Raw genomic sequence first — 24,894 nt, 5'->3', positions numbered from 1 at the left:
CGTACCCCTTACTTAGCAGCTTTTTTACGAGGCGCTGGTGCTTGTGGTTTCAGCTCTTCTTGGCGACCACCAATTACTTCGCCTTTGAAGATCCAAACCTTCACACCGATCACACCATAAGTGGTGTGAGCTTCGTAGGTGTTGTAGTCGATATCAGCACGCAGGGTGTGCAACGGCACACGACCTTCGCGATACCACTCGGTACGAGCAATCTCGGCACCGCCGAGACGACCGCTCACCTGGATCTTGATGCCCTTGGCACCAATACGCATGGCGTTCTGCACGGCGCGCTTCATAGCACGACGGAACATTACGCGGCGCTCCAGCTGCTGAGCTACGCTTTGCGCAACCAGCATGGCGTCGAGTTCCGGCTTGCGGATCTCTTCGATGTTGATGTGCACAGGCACACCCATCTGCTTGGTCAGGTCCTGACGCAGCTTCTCAACATCTTCACCTTTCTTCCCGATAACGATACCTGGACGAGCGGTGTGGATGGTGATGCGTGCAGTTTGGGCCGGACGATGGATATCGATACGGCTTACGGACGCGCTTTTTAATTTGTCTTGGAGGTACTCACGAGTTTTCAGATCCTTCAACAGGTAATCTGCGTAAGTCGCGCCATCTGCATACCAGACGGACGTGTGCTCCTTGACGATTCCCAGGCGAATGCCAGTGGGATGTACTTTCTGACCCATCTGATCGACTCCGTTACTTGTCCGCAACCTTGACAGTGATATGGCAAGACCGCTTGACGATGCGATCAGCGCGGCCTTTGGCACGCGGCATGATGCGCTTCAGCGAACGCCCTTCGTTGACGAAAACGGTGGAGACCTTCAGGTCATCAACGTCTGCGCCTTCGTTGTGTTCGGCGTTGGCAACGGCCGACTCGAGGACTTTCTTCATGATTTCAGCGGCTTTTTTGCTGCTGAAGGCCAACAGGTTGAGCGCTTCGCCCACCTTCTTCCCGCGGATCTGGTCGGCGACCAAGCGGGCTTTCTGGGCGGAGATTCGAGCGCCCGACAACTTAGCGGCTACTTCCATTTCCTACCCCTTAACGCTTGGCTTTCTTGTCAGCCACGTGCCCACGATAAGTGCGGGTACCGGCAAACTCGCCCAGTTTATGACCGACCATGTCTTCGTTCACGAGAACTGGGACATGTTGACGACCGTTATGAACCGCGATGGTCAGACCGACCATTTGTGGCAGGATCATCGAACGACGCGACCAGGTTTTCACCGGTTTGCGATCATTCTTTTCCGCCGCCACTTCGATCTTCTTCAGTAGGTGAAGATCGATAAAAGGACCTTTTTTCAGAGAACGTGGCACTGTCGTATCCCTCTATTTACTTGCGACGACGGACGATCATTTTGTCGGTACGCTTATTACCACGAGTCTTCGCACCCTTGGTTGGGAAGCCCCATGGCGATACCGGATGACGACCACCGGAGGTACGACCTTCACCACCACCATGCGGGTGGTCAACCGGGTTCATGGCAACACCACGAACGGTTGGGCGAACGCCACGCCAGCGTTTGGCACCAGCTTTACCCAGCGAACGCAGGCTGTGCTCGGAGTTCGAGACTTCGCCCAGGGTCGCACGGCACTCAGCCAGGACTTTACGCATTTCACCAGAGCGCAGACGCAGGGTCACGTAGACACCTTCGCGAGCGATCAGCTGAGCCGAAGCACCAGCGGAACGAGCGATCTGTGCACCTTTACCCGGCTTCAGTTCGATGCCGTGAATGGTGCTACCTACTGGGATGTTGCGCAGCTGCAGGGAGTTACCGGCCTTGATTGGGGCCAGCGAACCTGCGATCAGCTGATCGCCAGCACTCACGCCTTTAGGGGCGATGATGTAGCGACGCTCACCGTCTGCGTAGCACAGCAGGGCGATGTGAGCAGTACGGTTTGGATCGTATTCGATACGCTCGACAGTGGCTGGAATGCCATCTTTGTCATTGCGACGGAAGTCGACCATACGGTAATGCTGCTTATGACCACCACCAATGTGACGCGTGGTAATACGGCCATTGTTGTTACGACCACCAGACTTCGATTTCTTCTCGAGCAGCGGTGCGTGAGGAGCGCCTTTATGCAGCTCCTTGTTGACCACCTTGACCACGAAACGGCGGCCAGGGGAAGTCGGTTTGCATTTAACGATTGCCATGATGCACCCCTTCCTTACTCAGCACTGCTGCTGAAATCGAGATCTTGGCCTGGCTGAAGGGAGACGATCGCCTTCTTCCAGTCATTACGCTTGCCCAGACCACGTGCGGTACGCTTGGTTTTACCCAATACGTTAACAGTCGACACGTTTTCGACTTTTACGCCGAACAGGCCTTCGACAGCTTTCTTGATTTCCAGCTTGGTTGCATCGGTAGCAACCTTGAATACGAACTGGCCTTTCTTCTCAGCCAGAACGGTAGCCTTCTCGGAAACGTGCGGGCCAAGGAGGACTTTAAATACGCGTTCCTGGTTCATCCCAGCAGCTCCTCGAATTTCTTCACGGCCGACACAGTGATCAACACTTTGTCATAGGCGATCAGACTGACCGGATCGGAACCCTGTACGTCACGAACGTCGACGTGCGGCAGGTTGCGAGCAGCCAGGTACAGGTTCTGATCAACGGCGTCCGATACGATCAGGACGTCAGTCAGGCCCATGCCATTCAGCTTGTTCAGCAGATCTTTGGTCTTTGGCGCTTCAACAGCGAAGTCCTGGACAACGACCAGACGGTCGGTACGCACCAGCTCAGCGAGGATGGAACGCATTGCTGCGCGGTACATCTTCTTGTTGAGCTTCTGCGAGTGGTCCTGTGGACGAGCTGCGAAGGTGGTGCCACCGCCGCGCCAGATCGGGCTACGAATGGTACCAGCACGAGCACGACCAGTGCCCTTCTGACGCCATGGGCGCTTACCGCCACCGGATACGTCGGAACGGGTCTTCTGCTGCTTGGTGCCCTGACGGCCGCCGGCCATGTAGGCCACGACTGCTTGGTGAACCAGCGTCTCGTTGAATTCGCCACCGAAGGTCAGTTCGGAAACTTCGATCGCCTGAGCGTCATTTACGTTAAGTTGCATGTCAGTTTCCCCTTAACCGCGAGCCTTGACAGCTGGACGTACAACCACGTCGCCGCCAGTAGCGCCAGGAACGGCACCCTTGATCAGCAGCAGGTTGCGTTCAGCGTCGACGCGAACTACTTCCAGGGACTGCACAGTAACGCGCTCGGCGCCCATGTGACCGGACATTTTCTTGCCCTTGAACACACGACCAGGAGTCTGGCACTGGCCGATGGAACCCGGAACACGGTGCGATACGGAGTTACCGTGGGTGTTATCTTGGCCACGGAAATTCCAGCGCTTGATGGTACCGGCGAAGCCTTTACCTTTCGACTGACCGGTGACGTCTACCAGCTGGCCTGCAGTAAAGAGTTCAGCTTTGATCAGATCGCCAGCCTGGAAATCGCCTTCTTCAAGACGGAACTCCCAAACACCGCGACCAGCGGCAACGTTCGCCTTTGCGAAGTGACCTGCTTGAGCAGCAGTCACACGCGAAGCACGACGCTCGCCTACAGTGATTTGCACTGCACGGTAGCCATCAGTTTCTTCGGTTTTGAACTGGGTGACGCGATTCGGCTCGATCTCAACGACCGTGACCGGAATGGAGACACCTTCTTCGGTGAAAATACGGGTCATACCGCATTTACGACCGACTACACCAATAGTCATGTTGTGAACCTCATGAGTGTACGGGGCTTTCACCCGCTATGGCCGCCCATTTCAGAGCGTTACACGGTTAAGACCGAAGTCTTAGCCGAGGCTGATCTGTACTTCCACACCTGCCGCAAGGTCCAGCTTCATCAGCGCATCAACGGTTTTATCCGTTGGCTGGACGATGTCCAGAACGCGCTTATGAGTGCGGATCTCGTACTGGTCACGCGCGTCTTTGTTGACGTGCGGGGAGACCAGAACGGTGAAACGCTCTTTGCGAGTAGGCAGTGGAATCGGACCACGCACTTGTGCACCAGTACGTTTCGCGGTTTCCACGATTTCCTGGGTGGATTGGTCGATCAGGCGATGGTCGAAAGCCTTCAACCTGATACGGATTTGCTGATTTTGCATTGGATTTCAGACTCCAGGCTGTTCCCAACGGACGCACTACGCCCGCTAAAAGGAGGCGTGATTCTATAGACGGCCTCATTTTGTGTCAACCCAATAAAAAAGGCCCCCGCTGAGCGGAGGCCTTTTTCAACCGATCGAGTGATTACTCGATGATTTTGGCTACGACGCCGGCGCCGACGGTACGACCGCCTTCACGGATAGCGAAGCGCAGACCGTCTTCCATTGCGATGGTCTTGATCAGAGTGACTTCCATCTGGATGTTGTCACCTGGCATTACCATCTCAACGCCTTCCGGCAGCTGGCAGTTACCGGTCACGTCAGTAGTACGGAAGTAGAACTGAGGACGGTAGCCTTTGAAGAACGGAGTGTGACGACCGCCTTCTTCTTTCGACAGAACGTAAACTTCTGCAGTGAACTTGGTGTGCGGCTTGACCGAACCTGGCTTGACCAGAACCTGGCCACGCTCAACGTCGTCACGCTTGGTACCACGCAGCAGAACGCCACAGTTCTCGCCAGCACGACCTTCGTCGAGCAGTTTGCGGAACATTTCAACACCGGTGCAGGTGGTGGTGGTGGTGTCACGCAGACCAACGATTTCCAGTGCGTCTTGAACACGGACGATGCCACGCTCGATACGACCGGTAACAACGGTACCACGACCCGAGATCGAGAATACGTCTTCGATTGGCATCAGGAACGGCTTGTCGATAGCGCGCTCTGGCTCTGGGATGTAGCTGTCCAGAGTTTCTACCAGTTTCTTGACGGCAGTGGTGCCCATCTCGTTGTCGTCTTTGCCTTCCAGAGCCATACGAGCCGAACCGATGATGATCGGAGTGTCGTCGCCTGGGAAGTCATAGGTGGACAGCAGGTCGCGAACTTCCATCTCGACCAGTTCCAGCAGCTCAGCGTCGTCTACCAGGTCAGCCTTGTTCAGGAAGACCACGATGTACGGAACGCCAACCTGACGGGACAGCAGGATGTGCTCACGGGTTTGTGGCATCGGACCATCGGCGGCCGAGCAAACCAGGATAGCGCCGTCCATCTGCGCAGCACCGGTGATCATGTTCTTCACATAGTCAGCGTGACCTGGGCAGTCGACGTGAGCGTAGTGACGGATCTTCGAGTTGTACTCGACGTGCGCGGTGTTGATGGTGATACCACGCGCTTTCTCTTCTGGAGCCGAGTCGATCTTGTCGAAGTCAACAACAGCCGAACCGAAAACTTCGGAGCAGACGCGAGTCAGAGCAGCAGTCAGAGTGGTTTTACCGTGGTCGACGTGACCGATGGTGCCAACGTTGACGTGCGGAAGGGAACGATCAAATTTTTCTTTAGCCACGACAGTGAACTCCTAGCCTAAAGGGGCTGAATCAGCCTTGTTTTTTAACGAGAGCTTCGACGATGTTCGACGGAGCTTCGGCGTATTTGGAGAATTCCATGGAGTAGCTCGCGCGACCCTGAGACATGGAACGAACGTCGGTCGCATAACCGAACATTTCCCCGAGCGGCACTTCAGCACGGATAACCCTGCCGGAGACCGAATCATCCATACCCTGGATAAGACCACGACGACGGTTCAGGTCACCCATCACGTCACCCATGTAGTCCTCAGGGGTTACAACCTCAACCTTCATGATCGGCTCGAGAACCTGACCACCGCCCTTTTGGGCCAGCTGTTTGGTTGCCATCGAAGCTGCAACCTTGAACGCCATCTCGTTGGAGTCGACGTCATGGTACGAACCGTCGAATACCGTGGCCTTGAGGCCGATCAGAGGATAACCGGCAACAACGCCGTTCTTCATCTGCTCTTCGATACCCTTCTGGATCGGAGCGATGAATTCCTTAGGAATTACACCACCAACCACTTCGTTGCTGAACACCAGACCCTCGGTGATGTTGCCTTTGTCGTCCACGTCCGGCTCCGAGAAACGGATCCAGCAGTGACCGAACTGACCACGACCACCCGACTGACGAACGAATTTGCCTTCGATTTCGACGTTGGACTTGGTGATACGCTCGCGATACGAAACCTGCGGCTTACCGATGTTGGCTTCGACGTTGAACTCGCGCTTCATGCGGTCAACGAGGATGTCCAGGTGAAGCTCACCCATACCCGAGATGATGGTCTGGCCGGTTTCTTCATCGGTCTTGACGCGGAACGACGGGTCTTCCTGAGCGAGCTTGCCCAGTGCGATACCCATCTTTTCCTGGTCCTGCTTGGTTTTCGGCTCAACAGCAACCGAAATTACAGGCTCCGGGAAGTCCATACGCTCGAGGATGATCGGCTTGTCGGCGTTGCACAGGGTGTCACCAGTGGTGACGTCCTTCATGCCGATCAGAGCAGCGATGTCGCCTGCGCGTACTTCTTTGATCTCTTCACGCTGGTTGGCGTGCATCTGCACCATACGACCAACGCGCTCTTTCTTGCCCTTGACCGAGTTGATCACGGAGTCGCCCGAGGTCAGGAAGCCCGAGTAGACGCGCACGAAAGTCAGAGTACCAACGAACGGGTCGGTGGCAATCTTGAACGCCAGAGCCGAGAACGGTTCTTCGTCGGAAGCGTGACGCTCGTCGTAGTCGGCGTCGACCAGCTCTTCTTTCGACTTCTCGATCAGATCAGGGTGAATACCTTTGATCGCCGGGATTTCGGTAGGAGCAGGCAGGAAGTCGATCACGGCGTCGAGAACCAGGGGAACACCCTTGTTCTTGAACGACGAACCGCAGACCGCCGGGACGATTTCGCTGGCCAGGGTGCGCGCGCGCAGACCGGCTTTGATTTCGTCGATGGTCAGCTCTTCGCCTTCCAGGTACTTGTTCATCAGCTCTTCGCTGGACTCGGCAGCCGCTTCAACCATGTTGGAGCGCCACTCTTGAGCCAACTCGAGCATGTCCGCAGGAATTTCTTCCTCGCGCGGCGAAGTACCCTTGTCGTCGTCGTTCCAGTAGACAGCTTTCATCTTGATCAGATCGATCTGACCCTGGAAGTTGTCTTCCGAACCGATTGCCAGCTGGATCGGAACCGGGGTGTGACCCAGGCGGTTCTTGATCTGGCCGATAACGCGCAGGAAGTCAGCGCCTGCACGGTCCATCTTGTTCACGTAGACAACACGTGGAACGCCGTACTTGTTGGCTTGACGCCATACGGTTTCGGACTGTGGCTCAACGCCGGAAGTACCGCAGAACACAACGACCGCGCCGTCGAGTACACGCAGCGAACGCTCAACTTCAATGGTGAAGTCAACGTGGCCAGGGGTATCGATGACGTTTACGCGGTAGTTGTCGTACTGACCGGTAGAACCCTTCCAGAAGGTGGTAACGGCAGCGGAGGTAATGGTAATACCCCGCTCCTGCTCCTGCACCATCCAGTCGGTGGTCGCGGCGCCGTCATGCACCTCGCCCATCTTGTGGCTCAGGCCTGTGTAGAACAGGATCCGCTCGGTAGTGGTAGTTTTGCCCGCATCGACGTGCGCGCAAATACCAATGTTGCGGTAGCGGTTAATTGCTGTAGTACGAGCCATAAAGCCCTCGCAAAATGATTGATGCTTGAATTAGAAGCGGTAGTGCGAGAATGCTTTGTTGGCTTCAGCCATACGGTGCACGTCTTCACGCTTCTTGACTGCAGCACCTTTGCCTTCAGCAGCATCCAGCAGCTCGCCAGCCAAGCGCAGAGCCATGGACTTCTCGCCGCGCTTGCGGGCGTAGTCTACGAGCCAGCGCATTGCCAGAGCGTTACGACGGGATGGACGAACTTCGACCGGAACCTGGTAAGTGGCACCGCCGACACGGCGGGACTTTACTTCGACCAGCGGAGCGATGGCGTCGAGAGCTTTCTCGAAGATTTCCAGGGGATCGCTGTTCTTGCGTTCTTTGACCTTGTCCAGCGCACCGTAAACGATACGCTCGGCAACGGCCTTCTTGCCGCTTTCCATCACGTGGTTCATGAACTTCGCGAGGATTTGCGATCCGTATTTTGGATCGTCCAGAATCTCACGTTTTGCTGCTACACGACGTCTTGGCATGATAAGCCCTCAAACGGTCTTCAGGTTAGCCCGGGACCTGGGTCTACGACCCCCGCCCGACCTTACTCTTATCGACTGAAAAAATTGATTATGTGCAAACGGCCGATTACTTCGGACGCTTGGTACCGTACTTCGAACGACCTTGGTTACGACCTTTGACGCCGGAGGTATCCAGGGAGCCGCGAACGGTGTGGTAACGAACACCTGGCAAGTCTTTTACACGGCCGCCACGGATCAGGACGACGCTGTGCTCTTGCAGGTTGTGGCCTTCACCGCCGATGTACGAGGAAACCTCGAAACCGTTGGTCAGACGCACACGGCATACTTTACGCAGTGCCGAGTTAGGTTTTTTCGGCGTGGTGGTGTACACACGGGTGCACACGCCACGACGTTGCGGGCAGTTCTGCAGCGCAGGTACGTCGGATTTCTCGACGGTACGCTTACGCGGCTGACGTACCAGCTGGTTGATAGTTGCCATCTACTAGCTCCACTGATTGTCTTGCGACGCTATTGTCTTGCAAGAAAGCCTAAAATTGACGAGACGGAGCCTCACCAAATTTAAGGGTACAAAAGTCTAAAGAGGTTCTTGCACCCAGTCAAGACAAGGCCCCGACCCTCCCCGCCCGGTGATCGGTAACATTGCATGTCACCAAGCACCGCGGAGAGGGGCCGGGGCCCCGCCCTGTTACTTAATTACCGCTGGAATTCAACGCTTCGGTCAGTGCGGCTTCCACCTCACTGGCACTTACGCGCAGCGGTTTGTCGGCATCACGGCGACGCTTGCGCTCGCTGTGGTAAGCCAGACCGGTACCGGCCGGGATCAGGCGGCCGACGACCACGTTCTCTTTCAGGCCGCGCAGGTAATCGCGCTTGCCGGTTACCGCCGCTTCGGTCAGTACACGGGTGGTTTCCTGGAAGGAAGCCGCCGAGATGAACGATTCGGTGGACAGCGAGGCCTTGGTGATACCCAGCAGCACACGGGTGAACTTGGAGATGAACTTGTCATCGGCTGCGAGACGCTCGTTCTCGACCAGCACGTGAGTCAGTTCCATCTGGTCGCCCTTGATGAAGCTGGAATCGCCCGACTCGGCAATCTCGACCTTACGCAGCATCTGACGCAGGATGGTCTCGATGTGCTTGTCGTTGATCTTAACGCCTTGCAGACGGTAAACGTCCTGGATCTCGTTGACGATGTACTTCGCCAGCGCGCTGACACCCAGCAGACGCAGGATATCATGCGGATCGCTTGGACCGTCGGAGATAACTTCGCCGCGGTTAACCTGTTCGCCTTCGAAGACGTTCAGGTGGCGCCACTTCGGAATCAGCTCTTCGTATGGATCGCTACCGTCGGTCGGAGTGATGACCAGACGACGCTTGCCTTTGGTCTCTTTACCGAACGCGATGGTACCGCTGACTTCCGCCAGGATCGACGCTTCTTTCGGACGACGTGCTTCGAACAAGTCGGCAACACGTGGCAGACCACCGGTGATGTCACGGGTCTTCGACGTTTCTTGCGGGATCCGCGCGATAACGTCACCAACACCGATCTGGGCACCGTCAGCTACACCTACCAAGGCGTTGGCCGGCAGGAAGTACTGAGCAGGTACGTCGGTACCTGGCAGCATCAAATCCTTGCCATTGGCGTCGACCATCTTGATGGCCGGACGGATTTCCTTGCCAGCGGCAGGGCGATCCTTGGCGTCCAGGACTTCAATGTTGGTCAAACCAGTCAACTCGTCAGTCTGACGCTTGATGGTGATGTTTTCTTCCATGCCCACGAAGGTCACGGTACCTTTCAGCTCGGTAACGATCGGGTGGGTGTGCGGGTCCCACTTGGCGACGATTGCGCCTGCGTCGACCTTGTCACCTTCCTTGACCGAAATCACGGCGCCGTAAGGCAGCTTGTAGCGCTCACGCTCACGACCGAATTCGTCGGCAATGGCCAGCTCGCCGGAACGCGATACAGCAACCAGGTTGCCGTCAGCACGCTCTACCTGCTTGAGGTTATGCAGACGAACCATACCGCCGTTCTTCACTTGGACGCTGTCGGCAGCCGAGGTCCGGCTGGCAGCACCACCGATGTGGAACGTACGCATGGTCAGCTGGGTACCCGGCTCACCGATGGACTGGGCAGCGATTACGCCGACCGCTTCACCGATGTTCACCTGGTGACCGCGAGCCAGGTCACGACCGTAGCACTTGGCGCAGATACCGAAGCGAGTTTCACAGCTGATCGGCGAACGCACGATAACTTCGTCGATGCTGTTGAGCTCGATGAACTCGACCCACTTCTCGTCGACCAGGGTACCGGCCGGAACGATGACATCGTCGGTGCCAGGCTTGAACACGTCACGGGCGATTACTCGACCCAGTACGCGCTCACCCAATGGCTCAACCACGTCACCGCCTTCGATGTGCGGAGTCATCAGCAAGCCGTGATCAGTGCCGCAATCGATCTCGGTAACCACCAGATCTTGCGCCACGTCGACCAATCGACGAGTCAGGTAACCCGAGTTCGCAGTCTTCAAGGCGGTATCCGCAAGACCCTTACGAGCACCGTGCGTCGAGATGAAGTACTGCAGAACGCTCAGGCCTTCACGGAAGTTCGCGGTGATCGGCGTCTCGATGATCGAGCCGTCCGGCTTGGCCATCAGACCACGCATACCGGCCAACTGACGAATCTGAGCTGCCGAACCCCGAGCACCGGAGTCAGCCATCATGTACATCGAGTTGAAGGACTCTTGGTCGACTTCGTCGCCATTGCGGTCGATGACTTTCTCTTTCGAGAGGTTGGCCATCATCGCCTTGGAGACTTCGTCGTTCGCCTTGGACCACAAGTCGATGACCTTGTTGTACTTCTCGCCCTGGGTTACCAGGCCGGAGGCGTACTGGCTCTCGATTTCCTTCACTTCTTCGGTGGCAGCACCGATGATGCGGGCTTTTTCGTCCGGGATAACGAAGTCGTTAACACCGATCGAAACGCCGGAAATGGTCGAGTAGGCAAAGCCGGTGTACATCAGCTGGTCAGCGAAGATAACGGTCTCTTTCAGACCAACCACGCGGTAGCACTGGTTGATCAGCTTGGAGATCGCCTTTTTCTTCATTGGCTGGTTGACCACGTCGTACGACAGACCTGGTGGCACAACCTGGAACAGCAGTGCACGGCCGACAGTGGTGTCGACGATACGGGTGTTCTTGACGCTGCCGCCATCACGGTCGTTCACGGTTTCGTTGATACGAACCTTGATCTTGGCGTGCAGGGCAGCTTCGCCGGCGCGGAATACCCGGTCGACTTCCTGCAGGTCAGCGAAGATGCGACCTTCGCCCTTGGCGTTGATGGCTTCACGGGTCATGTAGTACAGACCCAGTACGACGTCCTGCGACGGAACGATGATTGGCTCACCGTTGGCTGGCGACAGAATGTTGTTGGTGGACATCATCAGCGCGCGCGCTTCGAGCTGGGCTTCCAGCGTCAGCGGCACGTGCACGGCCATCTGGTCACCGTCGAAGTCGGCGTTGTACGCAGCGCAGACCAGCGGGTGCAGCTGGATAGCCTTACCTTCGATCAGTACCGGTTCAAACGCCTGGATGCCGAGACGGTGAAGGGTCGGTGCACGGTTGAGCAGTACGGGGTGTTCGCGGATCACCTCGGCGAGCACGTCCCAGACCTCTGGCAGCTCGCGCTCGACCATCTTCTTGGCAGCCTTGATGGTGGTCGCCAGACCACGCATTTCCAGCTTGCCGAAAATGAACGGTTTGAACAGCTCGAGAGCCATCTTCTTCGGCAGACCGCACTGGTGCAGACGCAGGGTCGGGCCTACGGTAATTACCGAACGGCCAGAGTAGTCCACGCGCTTGCCGAGCAAGTTCTGACGGAAGCGACCTTGCTTACCTTTGATCATGTCAGCCAGCGACTTCAGCGGACGCTTGTTCGAGCCAGTGATGGCGCGACCGCGACGGCCGTTGTCGAGCAGGGCGTCGACCGCTTCCTGCAGCATGCGCTTTTCGTTGCGCACGATGATATCCGGAGCCGACAGATCAAGCAGACGCTTGAGACGGTTGTTCCGGTTGATCACGCGGCGGTACAGGTCGTTCAGGTCGGAGGTCGCGAAGCGGCCACCATCCAGTGGTACCAGCGGACGCAGGTCCGGCGGCAATACTGGCAGAACGGTCAGGACCATCCACTCAGGCAGGTTGCCCGAGCCCTGGAAAGCTTCCATCAGCTTCAGGCGCTTGGACAGCTTCTTGATCTTGGTTTCCGAGTTGGTTTGCGGAATTTCTTCGCGCAGGCGGCCAATCTCGTGCTCCAGGTCGATAGCGTGCAGCAGCTCGCGAACAGCCTCGGCACCCATGCGGGCGTCGAAGTCATCACCGAACTCTTCCAGCGCTTCGAAGTACTGCTCGTCGTTGAGCAGCTGACCCTTCTCCAGGGTGGTCATGCCCGGGTCGATAACGACGTAGCTCTCGAAGTAGAGAACGCGCTCGATATCACGCAGGGTCATGTCCATCAGCAGGCCGATACGGGACGGCAGCGACTTCAGGAACCAGATGTGGGCGACCGGCGAGGCCAGTTCGATGTGCGCCATGCGCTCACGACGAACCTTGGCCAGGGCGACTTCAACGCCGCACTTCTCGCAGATCACACCACGGTGTTTCAGGCGCTTGTACTTACCGCACAGGCACTCGTAGTCCTTGACTGGGCCAAAGATCTTGGCGCAGAACAGGCCGTCACGCTCAGGTTTGAACGTACGGTAGTTGATGGTTTCCGGTTTTTTAACTTCACCGAACGACCACGAACGGATCATCTCAGGCGACGCGAGGCCGATGCGAATGGCATCGAACTCTTCGACTTGACCCTGGTTTTTCAGCAAATTCAGTAGGTCTTTCAAGGCCTTTCCTCCTGGCGGAGCAAGGAGCGGGCTGTTACAGCCCCGCTCCCATTCGCGTCACGTGTTATTCGGTTTCCAGATCGATATCGATACCGAGCGAACGGATCTCTTTGATCAACACGTTGAAGGACTCGGGCATGCCCGGCTCCATACGGTGATCGCCATCCACGATGTTTTTGTACATCTTGGTACGGCCGTTCACGTCGTCCGACTTCACTGTGAGCATTTCTTGCAGAGTGTACGCCGCGCCGTATGCTTCCAGCGCCCAGACTTCCATCTCCCCGAAACGCTGACCACCGAACTGCGCCTTACCACCCAGCGGCTGCTGGGTAACCAGGCTGTACGAACCAGTGGAACGCGCGTGCATCTTGTCGTCCACCAAGTGGTTCAGCTTGAGCATGTACATGTAACCAACGGTCACCGGGCGCTCGAACTTGTTGCCGGTACGGCCGTCGAACAGCACCATCTGGCCGCTTTCTGGCATGTCAGCCAGTTTCAGCATGGCCTTGATTTCGCTTTCCTTGGCACCGTCGAAGACCGGAGTAGCCATAGGCACGCCTTTCTTCAGGTTGTGCGCCAGAGCAAGGATCTCAGCGTCGGTGAAGTCTTCCAGGCTTTCCTGACGACCGCCGATCTCGTTGTAGATCTCGGTGAGGAAGCTGCGCAGCTCAGTGGCTTTGCGCTGCTCTTCGATCATCCGGTCGATCTTCTCGCCCAGACCTTTGGCCGCGAGGCCGAGGTGGGTTTCGAGGATCTGCCCGACGTTCATACGCGATGGTACGCCCAGCGGGTTCAGTACGACGTCTACCGGAGTACCGTTGGCGTCGTGCGGCATGTCTTCGACCGGCATGATCACCGAGACCACACCTTTGTTACCGTGACGGCCGGCCATCTTGTCGCCCGGCTGAATGCGGCGGCGGATAGCCAGGTAGACCTTGACGATCTTCAGTACGCCCGGTGCCAGGTCATCGCCCTGCTGCAGCTTGCGCTTCTTGTCTTCGAACTTGTCGTCGAGCAGACGGCGACGATCGACGATGTAGGCCTGGGCCTTCTCGAGCTGATCGTTCAGCGCGTCTTCAGCCATGCGCAGTTTGAACCACTGGCCGTGCTCCAGACCGTCGAGGACTTCATCGCTGACCACGGTGCCTTTTTTCAGGCCCGCGCCACCGTCGACAACCTGGCCGTTCAGCGCCGAACGCAGACGCTCGAAGGTTGCGCCTTCAACGATGCGGAACTCTTCGTTCAGATCCTTGCGGATCTCGTCCAGCTGGGTCTTCTCGATGGACAGGGCGCGGCTATCGCGCTCAACGCCGTCACGAGTGAAGACCTGCACGTCGATGACAGTACCTTTGGTGCCGGTTGGCACGCGCAGGGAGGTGTCTTTAACGTCGCTGGCTTTTTCACCGAAGATTGCACGCAGCAGTTTTTCTTCCGGAGTCAGTTGGGTCTCGCCTTTCGGAGTGACCTTGCCGACCAGGATATCGCCAGCGCCGACCTCAGCACCCACGTAAACGATACCGGCTTCGTCCAGTTTGTTCAGTGCAGCTTCACCCACGTTCGGGATGTCTGCAGTGATTTCCTCAGGCCCAAGCTTGGTGTCACGCGCCACACAGGTCAGTTCCTGAATGTGGATAGTGGTGAAGCGATCTTCCTGAACCACGCGCTCCGACAGACAGATGGAGTCTTCGAAGTTGAAGCCGTTCCACGCCATGAACGCGATGCGCATGTTCTGACCCAGAGCCAGCTCACCCATATCGGTGGACGGACCGTCAGCCATGATGTCATGACGCTTGACCACATCACCCTTGCTGACCAGCGGACGCTGGTTAATGCAGGTGTTCTGGTTCGAGCGGGTGTACTTGGTCAGGTTGTAGATGTCGACACCGGCTTCACCGGTTTCAACTTCGTCATCTGCAACGCGAACCACGATACGGCTGGCATCGACCGAGTCGATAACGCCGCCACGGCGAGCCACGACGCAGACGCCGGAGTCACGGGCAACGTTGCGCTCCATGCCGGTACCTACCAGCGGCTTGTCGGCGCGCAGGGTTGGTACAGCCTGACGCTGCATGTTCGAACCCATCAACGCACGGTTGGCGTCGTCGTGCTCGAGGAACGGAATCAGCGACGCTGCAACCGAAACTACCTGCTTCGGCGAAACATCCATCAGGGTGACGTCTTCCGGCGCCTTGACGGTGAATTCGTTCAGGTGACGTACTGCTACCAGTTCGTCGATCAGACGCTTGTCTTCGCTCATGGTGGCCGAAGCCTGGGCGATGACGTGGTCAGCTTCTTCGATCGCCGACAGGAACACGATGTCGTCGGAAACCACACCCTCTTTCACCACGCGGTACGGGCTCTCGAGGAAGCCGTACTGGTTGGTGCGGGCATACGCCGCCAGGGAGTTGATCAGACCGATGTTCGGACCTTCAGGGGTCTCGATCGGGCACACACGGCCGTAGTGGGTCGGGTGTACGTCACGGACTTCAAAGCCAGCGCGCTCACGGGTCAGACCGCCAGGGCCGAGTGCAGAGACACGACGCTTGTGGGTAATTTCCGAGAGCGGGTTGTTCTGGTCCATGAACTGCGAGAGCTGGCTGGAACCGAAGAACTCTTTCACCGCCGCCGCAACCGGCTTGGCGTTGATCAGGTCTTGCGGCATCAGGCCTTCGCTTTCTGCCATCGACAGACGCTCTTTGACCGCACGCTCAACGCGCACCAGGCCAACCCGGAACTGGTTCTCGGCCATCTCGCCAACACAACGCACACGGCGGTTGCCGAGGTGGTCGATGTCGTCGACGATGCCTTTACCGTTACGGATGTCGACCAGCGTCTTCAGTACGTCAACGATGTCTTCCTTGCTCAACACGCCCGAACCTTCGATCTCGGAGCGACCGATACGACGGTTGAACTTCATACGGCCAACAGCGGACAGATCGTACCGCTCGGCGCTGAAGAACAGGTTGTTGAACAGGGTCTCGGCGGCATCCTTGGTTGGCGGCTCGCCTGGACGCATCATCCGGTAGATCTCGACCAGCGCTTCCAGTTGGTTGCTGGTGGTGTCGATCTTCAGGGTGTCCGAAATGAACGGACCGCAGTCGATGTCGTTGGTGTACAGCGTCTCGAGGCGAACAACCTGAGCCTTGGCGATCTTGATCAGCAGCTCGGTGGTCAGCTCGGTGTTGCACTCAGCCAGGATCTCGCCGGTAGCCGGATGCACGATTGCCTTGGCAGTGGTGCGACCCAGTACGTACTCCATCGGCACGTCCAGCTGCTTGACGCCAGCCTTCTCGAGCTGATTGATGTGGCGTGCAGTGATACGACGGCCTTGCTCGACGATGACTTTGCCATTTTCGTCATGGATGTCCATGACCGCAACTTCACCGCGCAGGCGCTGAGGTACCAGCTCCAGGCTCAGGCTTTCACCGGTAACGTGGAACACGTTGGTGCTGTAGAAGGCGTTCAGAACCTCTTCGGTGCTGTAGCCCAGCGCGCGCAGCAGTACCGAGGCCGGCAGTTTGCGGCGACGGTCGATACGCACGAACACGCAGTCTTTCGGGTCGAACTCGAAGTCCAACCAGGAGCCGCGGTAAGGAATGATACGAGCCGAGTACAGCAGTTTGCCCGAGCTGTGCGTCTTGCCACGGTCGTGGTCGAAGAACACACCCGGCGAACGGTGCAGCTGGGAAACGATCACACGCTCGGTACCGTTGATAACGAAGGTACCGTTCTCAGTCATCAGGGGAATTTCACCCATGTAGACTTCTTGCTCTTTGATGTCCTTGATCGCTTTGTTCGACGACTCTTTGTCGAAGATGATCAGACGGACCTTGACCCGCAGCGGTACGGCGAAGGTCACTCCGCGCAGGACGCATTCCTTGACGTCGAAAGCCGGTTCGCCCAGACGATAGCCAACGTACTCCAGGGCAGCGTTGCCGGAGTAGCTGATGATCGGGAAGACCGACTTGAAGGCAGCATGCAGACCGACGTCGCGGAACTGATCCTTGGATGCTCCCGCTTGCAGGAATTCGCGATACGAATCCAGCTGGATGGCCAGGAGGTAAGGCACATCCATCACGTCCGGCAACTTGCTAAAGTCCTTGCGGATACGTTTTTTCTCAGTGTATGAGTAAGCCATCAGCGTTCCCCAGCTTGGTCACCTGCTTGTTTGGCGTCTCCCGGCGGGAGCAACCAGAAAATCGTGCAAACCCCATGGTTTGCTCCACCCTCTAGGTGGCTACAGCACGTTATCGGGGCCGACCTGGTCGGCCGCCAATAACGGAAAAAGGCCGGTGGCAAAAGCCACCAGCCGTCAGCCTTAGCTCAACGCTCCGGCTGGAGTCGCAAAGTCGAAATTACTTCAGTTCGACTTTAGCGCCTGCTTCTTCCAGCTTCTTCTTAGCGTCTTCAGCGGCTTCTTTCGAAACGCCTTCAGCTACAACCTGAGGAGCGCCATCGACTTTCTCTTTGGCTTCTTTCAGGCCGAGACCGGTCAGTTCACGAACTGCCTTGATCACGTTTACTTTCTTCTCGCCAGCTTCCAGCAGAACGACGTTGAATTCGGTCTGCTCTTCAACAACGGCGGCAGCAGCAGCTGGGCCAGCAGCGGCAACAGCGGCGGTCACGCCGAAGGTTTCTTCCATTGCTTTGATCAGTTCAACAACTTCCAGAACGGTTTTCTGGCCGATTGCTTCGATGATTTGTTCGTTAGTCAGGGACATTGACTTAAATCCTGTATTGGGGTGAAGGCCTACGCAGCCATCAAATTAAACGTATGATTTTGAAAGCGCTTCGTTGCCTTAGGCAGCGGTAGCTTCTTTCTGGTCGCGAATGGCTGCCAGGGTACGAGCCAGCTTGCTGGTAGCGCCTTGGATAACGCTCATCAGCCTTGCGATGGCTTCGTCGCGGGTCGGCAGGGTAGCCAACACGTCGATTTCGTTCGCTGCAATGAACTTGCCGTCAAACGCAGCTGCCTTGATCTCGAACTTGTCCTGACCCTTGGCGAACTCTTTGAACAGACGAGCAGCAGCGCCCGGGTGTTCGTTGGAGAAAGCGATCAGGGTCGGGCCTGTGAAGGCGTCGTTGAGGACACTGAAGTCAGTATCAGCAACAGCGCGCTTGAGCAGGGTGTTACGTACAACACGTACGTATACGCCAGCTTCACGAGCCTCTTTACGGAGTCCGGTCATTGCGCCTACAGTCACACCACGGGCATCAGCCACGACAGCGGACAGAGCGACTTTGGCAGCCTCGTTGACTTCAGCGACGATGGCCTTCTTGTCTTCGAGTTTAATTGCCACGGGTAAAACTCCTGCTTGTTACCGTTTCATCTGGCCGAAGCCGGATGTCGTTTTGGTGTCTGATTCGGTAAGGAACCGGGAGCACCATCTGCGTAGGCTGGGTGTTTAAGGCTTGCGCCGCCTACGGTCTTGGATAGCCCCCGCCAGGCAGGGACCCCAATTTTTGCAGCTGGCGTGCCTGAGCACGCCGGCTTTGTCTTACGCGTCCAGCGAGCTCTGGTCGATGACCAGACCTGGGCCCATAGTGGTGCTCAGGGTAACGCGCTTGACGTAGATACCTTTCGAGGAAGCCGGCTTGATACGCTTCAGATCAGCGATCAGGGCTTCAACGTTTTCCTTCAGCTTGCCGGCTTCGAAGCCAACCTTGCCAACGGAGGTGTGGATGATACCGTTTTTGTCGGTGCGGTAGCGAACCTGACCAGCTTTGGCGTTTTTAACCGCGGTAGCTACGTCTGGAGTCACGGTACCAACCTTCGGGTTAGGCATCAGGCCACGAGGACCGAGAACCTGGCCGAGTTGACCAACAACGCGCATGGCATCCGGGGATGCGATGACTACGTCGTAGTTCAGATCGCCGGCTTTCATTTCGGCAGCCAGATCGTCCATGCCTACACGGTCAGCGCCGGCAGCCAGAGCGGCTTCAGCAGCAGGACCCTGGGTGAACACGGCAACGCGTACGGTCTTGCCAGTGCCGTGCGGCAGCACAGTAGCGCTACGAACGACCTGGTCGGATTTACGCGGGTCAACACCGAGGTTGACGGCAACGTCGAAGGATTCGCTGAACTTCACGGTGGAGAGTTCGGCCAGCAGCACTGCTGCGTCTTCGAAGTTGTAGACTTTGCCAGCTTCGATTTTCGAAGCAATAGCCTTTTGGCGCTTGGTCAGCTTAGCCATTACACACCCTCCACGTTGAGGCCCATGCTGCGAGCAGAACCGGCGATGGTACGCACGGCTGCATCCAGGTCAGCGGCAGTCAGATCAGCCTCTTTGGTCTTGGCGATCTCTTCCAGCTGAGCACGGGTCACAGTACCCACCTTGACGGTGTTAGGACGCGCGGAGCCGCTGGTCAGGCCAGCTGCTTTTTTCAGCAGAACCGAAGCAGGGGTGCTTTTGGTTTCGAAGGTGAAGCTACGGTCACTGTAAACAGTGATGATCACAGGAGTCGGCAGGCCGGCTTCTTGACCCTGAGTACGGGCGTTGAAGGCCTTGCAGAATTCCATGATGTTCACACCGTGTTGACCCAGTGCTGGACCAACGGGTGGGCTAGGGTTGGCCTGGCCGGCCTTTACTTGCAGCTTGATGTAAGCCTGAATCTTCTTAGCCATGAGCTACTCCAATATCGGGTACGAACGCCTGAAGGCTCCCCGGATTACGTGCGTTTTATCCCAGTGACGACAAAACCCCGCAGCACATAGGGCTGCGGGGTATGGGATGCGTCGTTCGCCTAGACCTTCTCGACCTGGCCGAACTCGAGCTCCACCGGAGTGGAACGACCGAAAATGAGCACCGCCACCTGGAGCCGGCTCTTCTCGTAGTTAACTTCTTCAACGGTACCGTTGAAATCAGCAAAGGGACCGTCAACAACACGAACCACTTCACCTGGCTCAAAGAGCGTTTTTGGCTTCGGCTTGTCGCTGCCGTCGGCAACGCGACGCAGAATAGCCTCAGCTTCTTTATCGGTGATCGGTGCAGGCTTGTCTGCAGTACCACCAATGAAGCCCATTACACGAGGGGTATCCTTGACAAGGTGCCAAGTACCTTCGTTCATTTCCATCTGGACCAATACATAGCCAGGGAAGAACTTACGCTCGCTCTTGCGCTTCTGGCCATTACGCATTTCGACGACTTCTTCGGTCGGAACCAGAATTTCGCCGAAACCGTCTTCCATGCCAGCCAGCTTGACACGCTCAGTCAAAGAGCGCATCACATGCTTCTCGTAACCCGAGTAAGCATGCACAACGTACCAACGCTTAGCCACGGGACACCCTTAGCCAACAATCAAGGAAACCGCCCAGCCGAGCAGGGAGTCGAGACCCCACAGCAGCAGCGCCATAACCAATACAACGACCACAACGATAAGCGTGGTTTGCATGGTTTCTTGGCGGGTCGGCCACACGACTTTACGGATCTCGGTACGAGCTTCCTTCGCCAACGCAAAGAACGACTTGCCCTTTGCAGTCTGCAAGGCAACGAAGCCAGCAGCAGCAGCCAGAGCTAGAAGTGCGAGTACGCGGTACAGAATCGGAGAGGCGGAGTAATACTGATTACCCACGACACCAACGACTACCAGTGCAACAACAGCGAGCCACTTGAAAAGATCAAAACGCGAATCTTGGGCTTCAGTTTTGGGAGTCATCGAGGAGGATCCTGTGAGAAGAAAGCCAATCACACCGAGGTGAATGGCAGGTCAGGAGGGAATCGAACCCCCAACCTACGGTTTTGGAGACCGTCGCTCTGCCAATTGAGCTACTGACCTTTAACACTGTACCAGGCCGGCCATTATGCCGACCTGATCTTATGAAATCAACTACTTATTCAATAATTTTTGCTACGACGCCGGCACCGACGGTACGACCGCCTTCACGGATAGCGAAGCGCAGACCGTCTTCCATTGCGATGGTCTTGATCAGAGTGACTTCCATCTGGATGTTGTCACCTGGCATTACCATCTCAACGCCTTCCGGCAGCTGGCAGTTACCGGTCACATCAGTAGTACGGAAGTAGAACTGAGGACGGTAGCCTTTGAAGAACGGAGTGTGACGACCGCCTTCTTCTTTCGACAGAACGTAAACTTCTGCAGTGAACTTGGTGTGCGGCTTGACCGAACCTGGCTTGACCAGAACCTGGCCACGCTCAACGTCGTCACGCTTGGTACCACGCAGCAGAACGCCACAGTTCTCGCCAGCACGACCTTCGTCGAGCAGTTTGCGGAACATTTCAACACCGGTGCAGGTGGTGGTGGTGGTGTCACGCAGACCAACGATTTCCAGTGCGTCTTGAACACGGACGATGCCACGCTCGATACGACCGGTAACAACGGTACCACGACCCGAGATCGAGAATACGTCTTCGATTGGCATCAGGAACGGCTTGTCGATAGCGCGCTCTGGCTCTGGGATGTAGCTGTCCAGAGTTTCTACCAGTTTCTTGACGGCAGTGGTGCCCATCTCGTTGTCGTCTTTGCCTTCCAGAGCCATACGAGCCGAACCGATGATGATCGGAGTGTCGTCGCCTGGGAAGTCATAGGTGGACAGCAGGTCGCGAACTTCCATCTCGACCAGTTCCAGCAGCTCAGCGTCGTCTACCAGGTCAGCCTTGTTCAGGAAGACCACGATGTACGGAACGCCAACCTGACGGGACAGCAGGATGTGCTCACGGGTTTGTGGCATCGGACCATCGGCGGCCGAGCAAACCAGGATAGCGCCGTCCATCTGCGCAGCACCGGTGATCATGTTCTTCACATAGTCAGCGTGACCTGGGCAGTCGACGTGAGCATAGTGACGGATCTTCGAGTTGTACTCGACGTGCGCGGTGTTGATGGTGATACCACGCGCTTTCTCTTCTGGAGCACTGTCGATCTTATCGAAGTCGACGACCGCCGAACCGAAAACCTCGGAGCAGACGCGAGTCAGAGCTGCGGTCAGAGTGGTTTTACCATGGTCAACGTGGCCGATAGTGCCAACGTTTACGTGTGGTAGGGAACGATCAAACTTTTCCTTAGCCATCGAACAGTCCTCCGCAGAAGAAAATAGTCACTACTACCGATAAAACAAAGGCAGATATTTTCATATCTGCCTTGTTATATGGAGCTCTTGAGCGGACTTGAACCGCTGACCTCACCCTTACCAAGGGTGTGCTCTACCAACTGAGCTACAAGAGCGAAACAATGTGCAATAACAGCAAACTTGGAGCGGGTAGCGGGAATCGAACCCGCATCATCAGCTTGGAAGGCTGAGGTTCTACCACTAAACTATACCCGCGGAGCTTGCGGCTCTCGCTAAAATGGTGGAGGGGGAAGGATTCGAACCTTCGAAGTCGAAGACGGCAGATTTACAGTCTGCTCCCTTTGGCCGCTCGGGAACCCCTCCTGAGCGTGGGCGGCATTTTCAGCTTTTGCCGTCCTGCTGTCAAGCTTTTTTTCAATTAAATCTTGAAGTTAGCTGCTTTGACAACAGCTTCCGGTCCTACCACCTGAGTGGTGTTCCCTGCGAAGCGGGCGCCATTCTATCAAGCTATTCAGCAGTTGCAATACCCCCGCAGAAAATAATTTTACGTTTTAAGTCTTTGAAATCCTTGGAAAGACTCTCGACCATTGATTGGTCCAGCAAACGCTCGCTTTCAACTGCAACCTTTAGCCACTGGCCGTCAGCTCCCGGCAGTTGGCCAGCCACGAGCTGCGTGTCAATGTCCAAGCTCAGCAGCCGCTGGCGCAGCGTATCGATCTGCTCCTTGCTGGGCAGGCCACCCACTACCAGGCATTCATCGCGGCGGCGCGCCGGCGCCGCGGCACCTGTTTCGCGCAGCAAGCGGATCTCCTGCTGATTACCTTTATAAAGAGAGAGCGGCGCGACCTCTTTGACTCTCAACGGCGCCTCCTGCTGATGCCACACGTAAAAAACGACGTTAAGCACCAACAGCAACAGAAACAACCAACGCATAGGCACCTCAATCCAGTGGACAAGCCATGGCCAAGCCGACAAATACCAGATCCGGCACGATTCGCGCCTGCGGAGCCGCATCGCGAACAAGCGGCGCATCACCACCCGTGAGGAATACGGTAAAGCTGTCGCCCCACAACGCCCGCGCCTGCTCGATCTGGGTTCGAGCAAACCCTTGCAGCATGAGCACGCAACCGCGTTCGACCGCTTCGACCGTAGAACGGCCGGGGGCGAGCGTGTTCAGCGCCCGCTCCGCCGAGGCATCGTCATAACGAATGCGCCGGGTATGCGTGCGCAACTGGCTACGCATCAGCGGCATCCCTGGGCAGATGTAGCCACCAAGATGCTCGCCATCTGCAGCAACGAAGTCAGCCTTCGCTGCGGTCCCGAGATCGATCACTAGGCATGCGCCTTTGGCCAGATGATAAGCACCCAACACGGCCAACCAGCGATCCATGCCCAGCCGCTGGTAATCTTCATAGCCATTGCGCACACCGGCCATGGCCTGCGCTGGCAAGGCTACCTGGGCATCTATGGCAAACTCGGCAAACAGAACGGCGCGCAACGCCGCGGTTTCTTCCTCACTGCGCACGCTGACGATTCGGCAGCCTTGCAGGTGCAACGAAGGTAAGCCCAGAACAGCGAAAAGCAGGGCCTGATCCGAGTCGACAATCCCACCGCCAACAATAGTGGCGTCACTGGCATGAATGACGCGCCACTTGATAAAGCTGTTACCGCAATCGAGCTCAAGAATCATCACGCAACCTCAGGCTGAGCTCACCACCGCTGAAGCTCTTTTCCACACCGTCAACCTCAAGCCGCAATCCACCCTGCCCATCTACCCCACGGACGATGCCATGGGTATGGCTCGTACCAGCGATCAGCGCGACTTTGCGCCCCTGCCAGACATGCGCCTGCTCCCATTCTTCCTGGAACGCGGCAAAGCCATAACGACGATGGCGAGCCAACTCATGCTGCAGCTGCACATTGAGTCGCGCAACAAGCAGATTGCGATCGATCGGCGCGCCGGCTTCACGCTTCATTGACGTCCATTGCTGATCGACCTGGTCGTTGGTCTGCATGTTGACGTTGATCCCGACACCTATCACCACATGGCAGACATCGGCCGGGTCGCCCACCAGCTCAAGCAGGATGCCAGCGATCTTTTGCTCGGCAACCAGCACGTCATTGGGCCATTTCAGGCCAGCCTGCTCTACACCAAACCCGTGCAAGGTGCGCATGACAGCCAACCCTACGACCAGGCTCAGGCCTTCGAGCTGACGCATGCCGCCTTCGATCCGGAGCACCAGGCTGTAATACAGGTTTTCGGCAAATGGGCTCACCCACTGCCGGCCGCGCCTGCCCCGACCAGCACTTTGCCGCTCGGCCAGCACCACAAAGGGGGCGGCCTGGCCCTGCCCTACTGCTCTAAGGGCCTCGGCATTGGTCGAGTCGATAGCGTCATGGATGTACAGCGGCCACAGTTCACCTTCGGATTGCGCAGCGATGACGCCGGCATCAAGCAGTGCCAACGGCGCTGCCAACTGGTAGCCGCGACCGCGCACCTTGTGGATAGACAGATTCAATTCGGATTCCAGATGCTGCAGCTGCTTCCAGACGGCGCTGCGGCTCACTCCGAGAGCTTCCCCTAGAGCCTGCCCGGAATGAAACCGGCCATCCTTGAGGAGATTCAACAACTTCAGCATGCCAGTCTCGACTTTGAATAAGGCTGGAATGATAGCCATGGCCTGCTGGCTTGCATAGGAAAACGCGACCCAGGGCCTAGCTATAGAGCGAAATGTTCGCGGCGCCCTGAGAGTGCCAGGCAGTCAGATGGAGAGCTAGTGCCGCTTTGCGACCCCAGATATCCGGCTCCCGGAAAAGACAAAACCCCTACCTGCTCGCGCAA

Annotated in this window: 24 protein-coding genes and 4 tRNA genes; all 28 read right to left on the bottom strand. The window is 57.0% G+C overall.

The genetic code is table 11. From position 1 onward, the window contains the following. Positions 1-8 precede the first annotated feature (8 nt). Positions 9-695, bottom strand: coding sequence for a 30S ribosomal protein S3 (gene rpsC / locus FW789_RS20505; protein ID WP_003255481.1), 687 nt, complete (start codon positions 693-695; stop codon positions 9-11). Positions 696-708: 13 nt separating this feature from the next. Further along, on the bottom strand, positions 709-1,041 hold the full coding sequence (rplV, locus tag FW789_RS20500) for a 50S ribosomal protein L22 (protein ID WP_003103908.1): 333 nt from the start codon (positions 1,039-1,041) through the stop codon (positions 709-711). Between the two features lie 10 nt (positions 1,042-1,051). After that, positions 1,052-1,327 carry a 30S ribosomal protein S19 gene (gene rpsS, locus FW789_RS20495; protein WP_002555486.1) on the bottom strand — a complete coding sequence of 92 codons (276 nt, stop codon included), beginning with the start codon at positions 1,325-1,327 and terminating at the stop codon, positions 1,052-1,054. A gap of 16 nt (positions 1,328-1,343) precedes the next feature. Then, a complete protein-coding gene (gene rplB / locus FW789_RS20490) occupies positions 1,344-2,168 on the bottom strand; it encodes a 50S ribosomal protein L2 (RefSeq protein ID WP_103435163.1) in 825 nt (274 codons plus the stop codon). 14 nt (positions 2,169-2,182) lie between these two features. After that, positions 2,183-2,482 carry a 50S ribosomal protein L23 gene (rplW, locus tag FW789_RS20485; protein ID WP_010220306.1) on the bottom strand — a complete coding sequence of 100 codons (300 nt, stop codon included), beginning with the start codon at positions 2,480-2,482 and terminating at the stop codon, positions 2,183-2,185. Beyond that, a complete protein-coding gene (gene rplD / locus FW789_RS20480; RefSeq protein ID WP_101322344.1) occupies positions 2,479-3,081 on the bottom strand; it encodes a 50S ribosomal protein L4 in 603 nt (200 codons plus the stop codon). The genes rplW and rplD overlap by 4 nt, the downstream gene beginning before the upstream one ends. A 12-nt stretch (positions 3,082-3,093) precedes the next feature. Beyond that, positions 3,094-3,729 (bottom strand): 50S ribosomal protein L3, encoded by a 636-nt coding sequence (rplC, locus tag FW789_RS20475; RefSeq protein WP_101322345.1) that lies wholly within the window; start codon positions 3,727-3,729, stop codon positions 3,094-3,096. 81 nt (positions 3,730-3,810) lie between these two features. Next, positions 3,811-4,122: a 30S ribosomal protein S10 gene (gene rpsJ, locus FW789_RS20470; RefSeq protein ID WP_003186070.1), complete on the bottom strand. Its 312-nt coding sequence runs from the start codon at positions 4,120-4,122 to the stop codon at positions 3,811-3,813. 142 nt (positions 4,123-4,264) lie between these two features. Then, the gene (tuf, locus tag FW789_RS20465) at positions 4,265-5,458 is read right to left on the bottom strand and encodes an elongation factor Tu (protein ID WP_101322346.1); all 1,194 of its coding nucleotides are present in this window, start codon (positions 5,456-5,458) and stop codon (positions 4,265-4,267) included. A gap of 31 nt (positions 5,459-5,489) precedes the next feature. Then, entirely contained in the window at positions 5,490-7,637 is a 2,148-nt protein-coding gene (gene fusA / locus FW789_RS20460; protein ID WP_103435164.1) for an elongation factor G, read from the bottom strand. A 30-nt stretch (positions 7,638-7,667) separates the two neighbouring features. Beyond that, a complete protein-coding gene (gene rpsG, locus FW789_RS20455) occupies positions 7,668-8,138 on the bottom strand; it encodes a 30S ribosomal protein S7 (protein ID WP_008089143.1) in 471 nt (156 codons plus the stop codon). Positions 8,139-8,244: 106 nt separating this feature from the next. Further along, positions 8,245-8,616, bottom strand: coding sequence for a 30S ribosomal protein S12 (rpsL, locus tag FW789_RS20450; RefSeq protein WP_003257088.1), 372 nt, complete (start codon positions 8,614-8,616; stop codon positions 8,245-8,247). A 211-nt stretch (positions 8,617-8,827) separates the two neighbouring features. Then, the gene (gene rpoC, locus FW789_RS20445; RefSeq protein ID WP_103435165.1) at positions 8,828-13,027 is read right to left on the bottom strand and encodes a DNA-directed RNA polymerase subunit beta'; all 4,200 of its coding nucleotides are present in this window, start codon (positions 13,025-13,027) and stop codon (positions 8,828-8,830) included. Positions 13,028-13,091: 64 nt separating this feature from the next. Continuing rightward, positions 13,092-17,165, bottom strand: a complete 4,074-nt coding sequence (rpoB, locus tag FW789_RS20440) for a DNA-directed RNA polymerase subunit beta (protein ID WP_103435166.1) — start codon at positions 17,163-17,165, stop codon at positions 13,092-13,094. A gap of 217 nt (positions 17,166-17,382) precedes the next feature. Next, positions 17,383-17,748 (bottom strand): 50S ribosomal protein L7/L12, encoded by a 366-nt coding sequence (rplL, locus tag FW789_RS20435; RefSeq protein WP_033703494.1) that lies wholly within the window; start codon positions 17,746-17,748, stop codon positions 17,383-17,385. 78 nt (positions 17,749-17,826) lie between these two features. Then, complete coding sequence (gene rplJ, locus FW789_RS20430) at positions 17,827-18,327, bottom strand: 50S ribosomal protein L10 (protein WP_103435167.1); 501 nt, start codon at positions 18,325-18,327, stop codon at positions 17,827-17,829. A 198-nt stretch (positions 18,328-18,525) separates the two neighbouring features. Then, on the bottom strand, positions 18,526-19,221 hold the full coding sequence (gene rplA, locus FW789_RS20425) for a 50S ribosomal protein L1 (RefSeq protein WP_101322351.1): 696 nt from the start codon (positions 19,219-19,221) through the stop codon (positions 18,526-18,528). Continuing rightward, positions 19,221-19,652 carry a 50S ribosomal protein L11 gene (rplK, locus tag FW789_RS20420; protein WP_103435168.1) on the bottom strand — a complete coding sequence of 144 codons (432 nt, stop codon included), beginning with the start codon at positions 19,650-19,652 and terminating at the stop codon, positions 19,221-19,223. Before rplK ends, rplA begins: the two co-directional genes overlap by 1 nt. Before the next feature lie 119 nt (positions 19,653-19,771). Then, positions 19,772-20,305: a transcription termination/antitermination protein NusG gene (nusG, locus tag FW789_RS20415; protein WP_101322353.1), complete on the bottom strand. Its 534-nt coding sequence runs from the start codon at positions 20,303-20,305 to the stop codon at positions 19,772-19,774. Between the two features lie 9 nt (positions 20,306-20,314). Further along, on the bottom strand, positions 20,315-20,683 hold the full coding sequence (secE, locus tag FW789_RS20410) for a preprotein translocase subunit SecE (protein ID WP_101322354.1): 369 nt from the start codon (positions 20,681-20,683) through the stop codon (positions 20,315-20,317). Between the two features lie 44 nt (positions 20,684-20,727). Continuing rightward, positions 20,728-20,803, bottom strand: a tRNA-Trp gene (locus FW789_RS20405). A 55-nt stretch (positions 20,804-20,858) separates the two neighbouring features. Then, positions 20,859-22,052 (bottom strand): elongation factor Tu, encoded by a 1,194-nt coding sequence (gene tuf, locus FW789_RS20400; RefSeq protein WP_101322346.1) that lies wholly within the window; start codon positions 22,050-22,052, stop codon positions 20,859-20,861. Positions 22,053-22,131: 79 nt separating this feature from the next. Further along, positions 22,132-22,207, bottom strand: a tRNA-Thr gene (locus FW789_RS20395). Positions 22,208-22,233: 26 nt separating this feature from the next. Further along, positions 22,234-22,307: transfer RNA gene (locus tag FW789_RS20390), tRNA-Gly, on the bottom strand. A 23-nt stretch (positions 22,308-22,330) separates the two neighbouring features. Then, a tRNA-Tyr gene (locus FW789_RS20385) sits at positions 22,331-22,415 on the bottom strand. 144 nt (positions 22,416-22,559) lie between these two features. Next, positions 22,560-22,985, bottom strand: a complete 426-nt coding sequence (locus FW789_RS20380) for a hypothetical protein (protein WP_411562499.1) — start codon at positions 22,983-22,985, stop codon at positions 22,560-22,562. A gap of 7 nt (positions 22,986-22,992) precedes the next feature. After that, entirely contained in the window at positions 22,993-23,742 is a 750-nt protein-coding gene (locus tag FW789_RS20375) for a pantothenate kinase (RefSeq protein WP_186701595.1), read from the bottom strand. Continuing rightward, entirely contained in the window at positions 23,732-24,691 is a 960-nt protein-coding gene (birA, locus tag FW789_RS20370; RefSeq protein ID WP_103438662.1) for a bifunctional biotin--[acetyl-CoA-carboxylase] ligase/biotin operon repressor BirA, read from the bottom strand. The genes FW789_RS20375 and birA overlap by 11 nt, the downstream gene beginning before the upstream one ends. Between the last annotated feature and the right edge of the window lie 203 nt (positions 24,692-24,894).

Source organism: Pseudomonas sp. 1121_17 (genome assembly GCF_052850745.1).
This window is presented reverse-complemented; position numbering and strand designations above follow the sequence as displayed.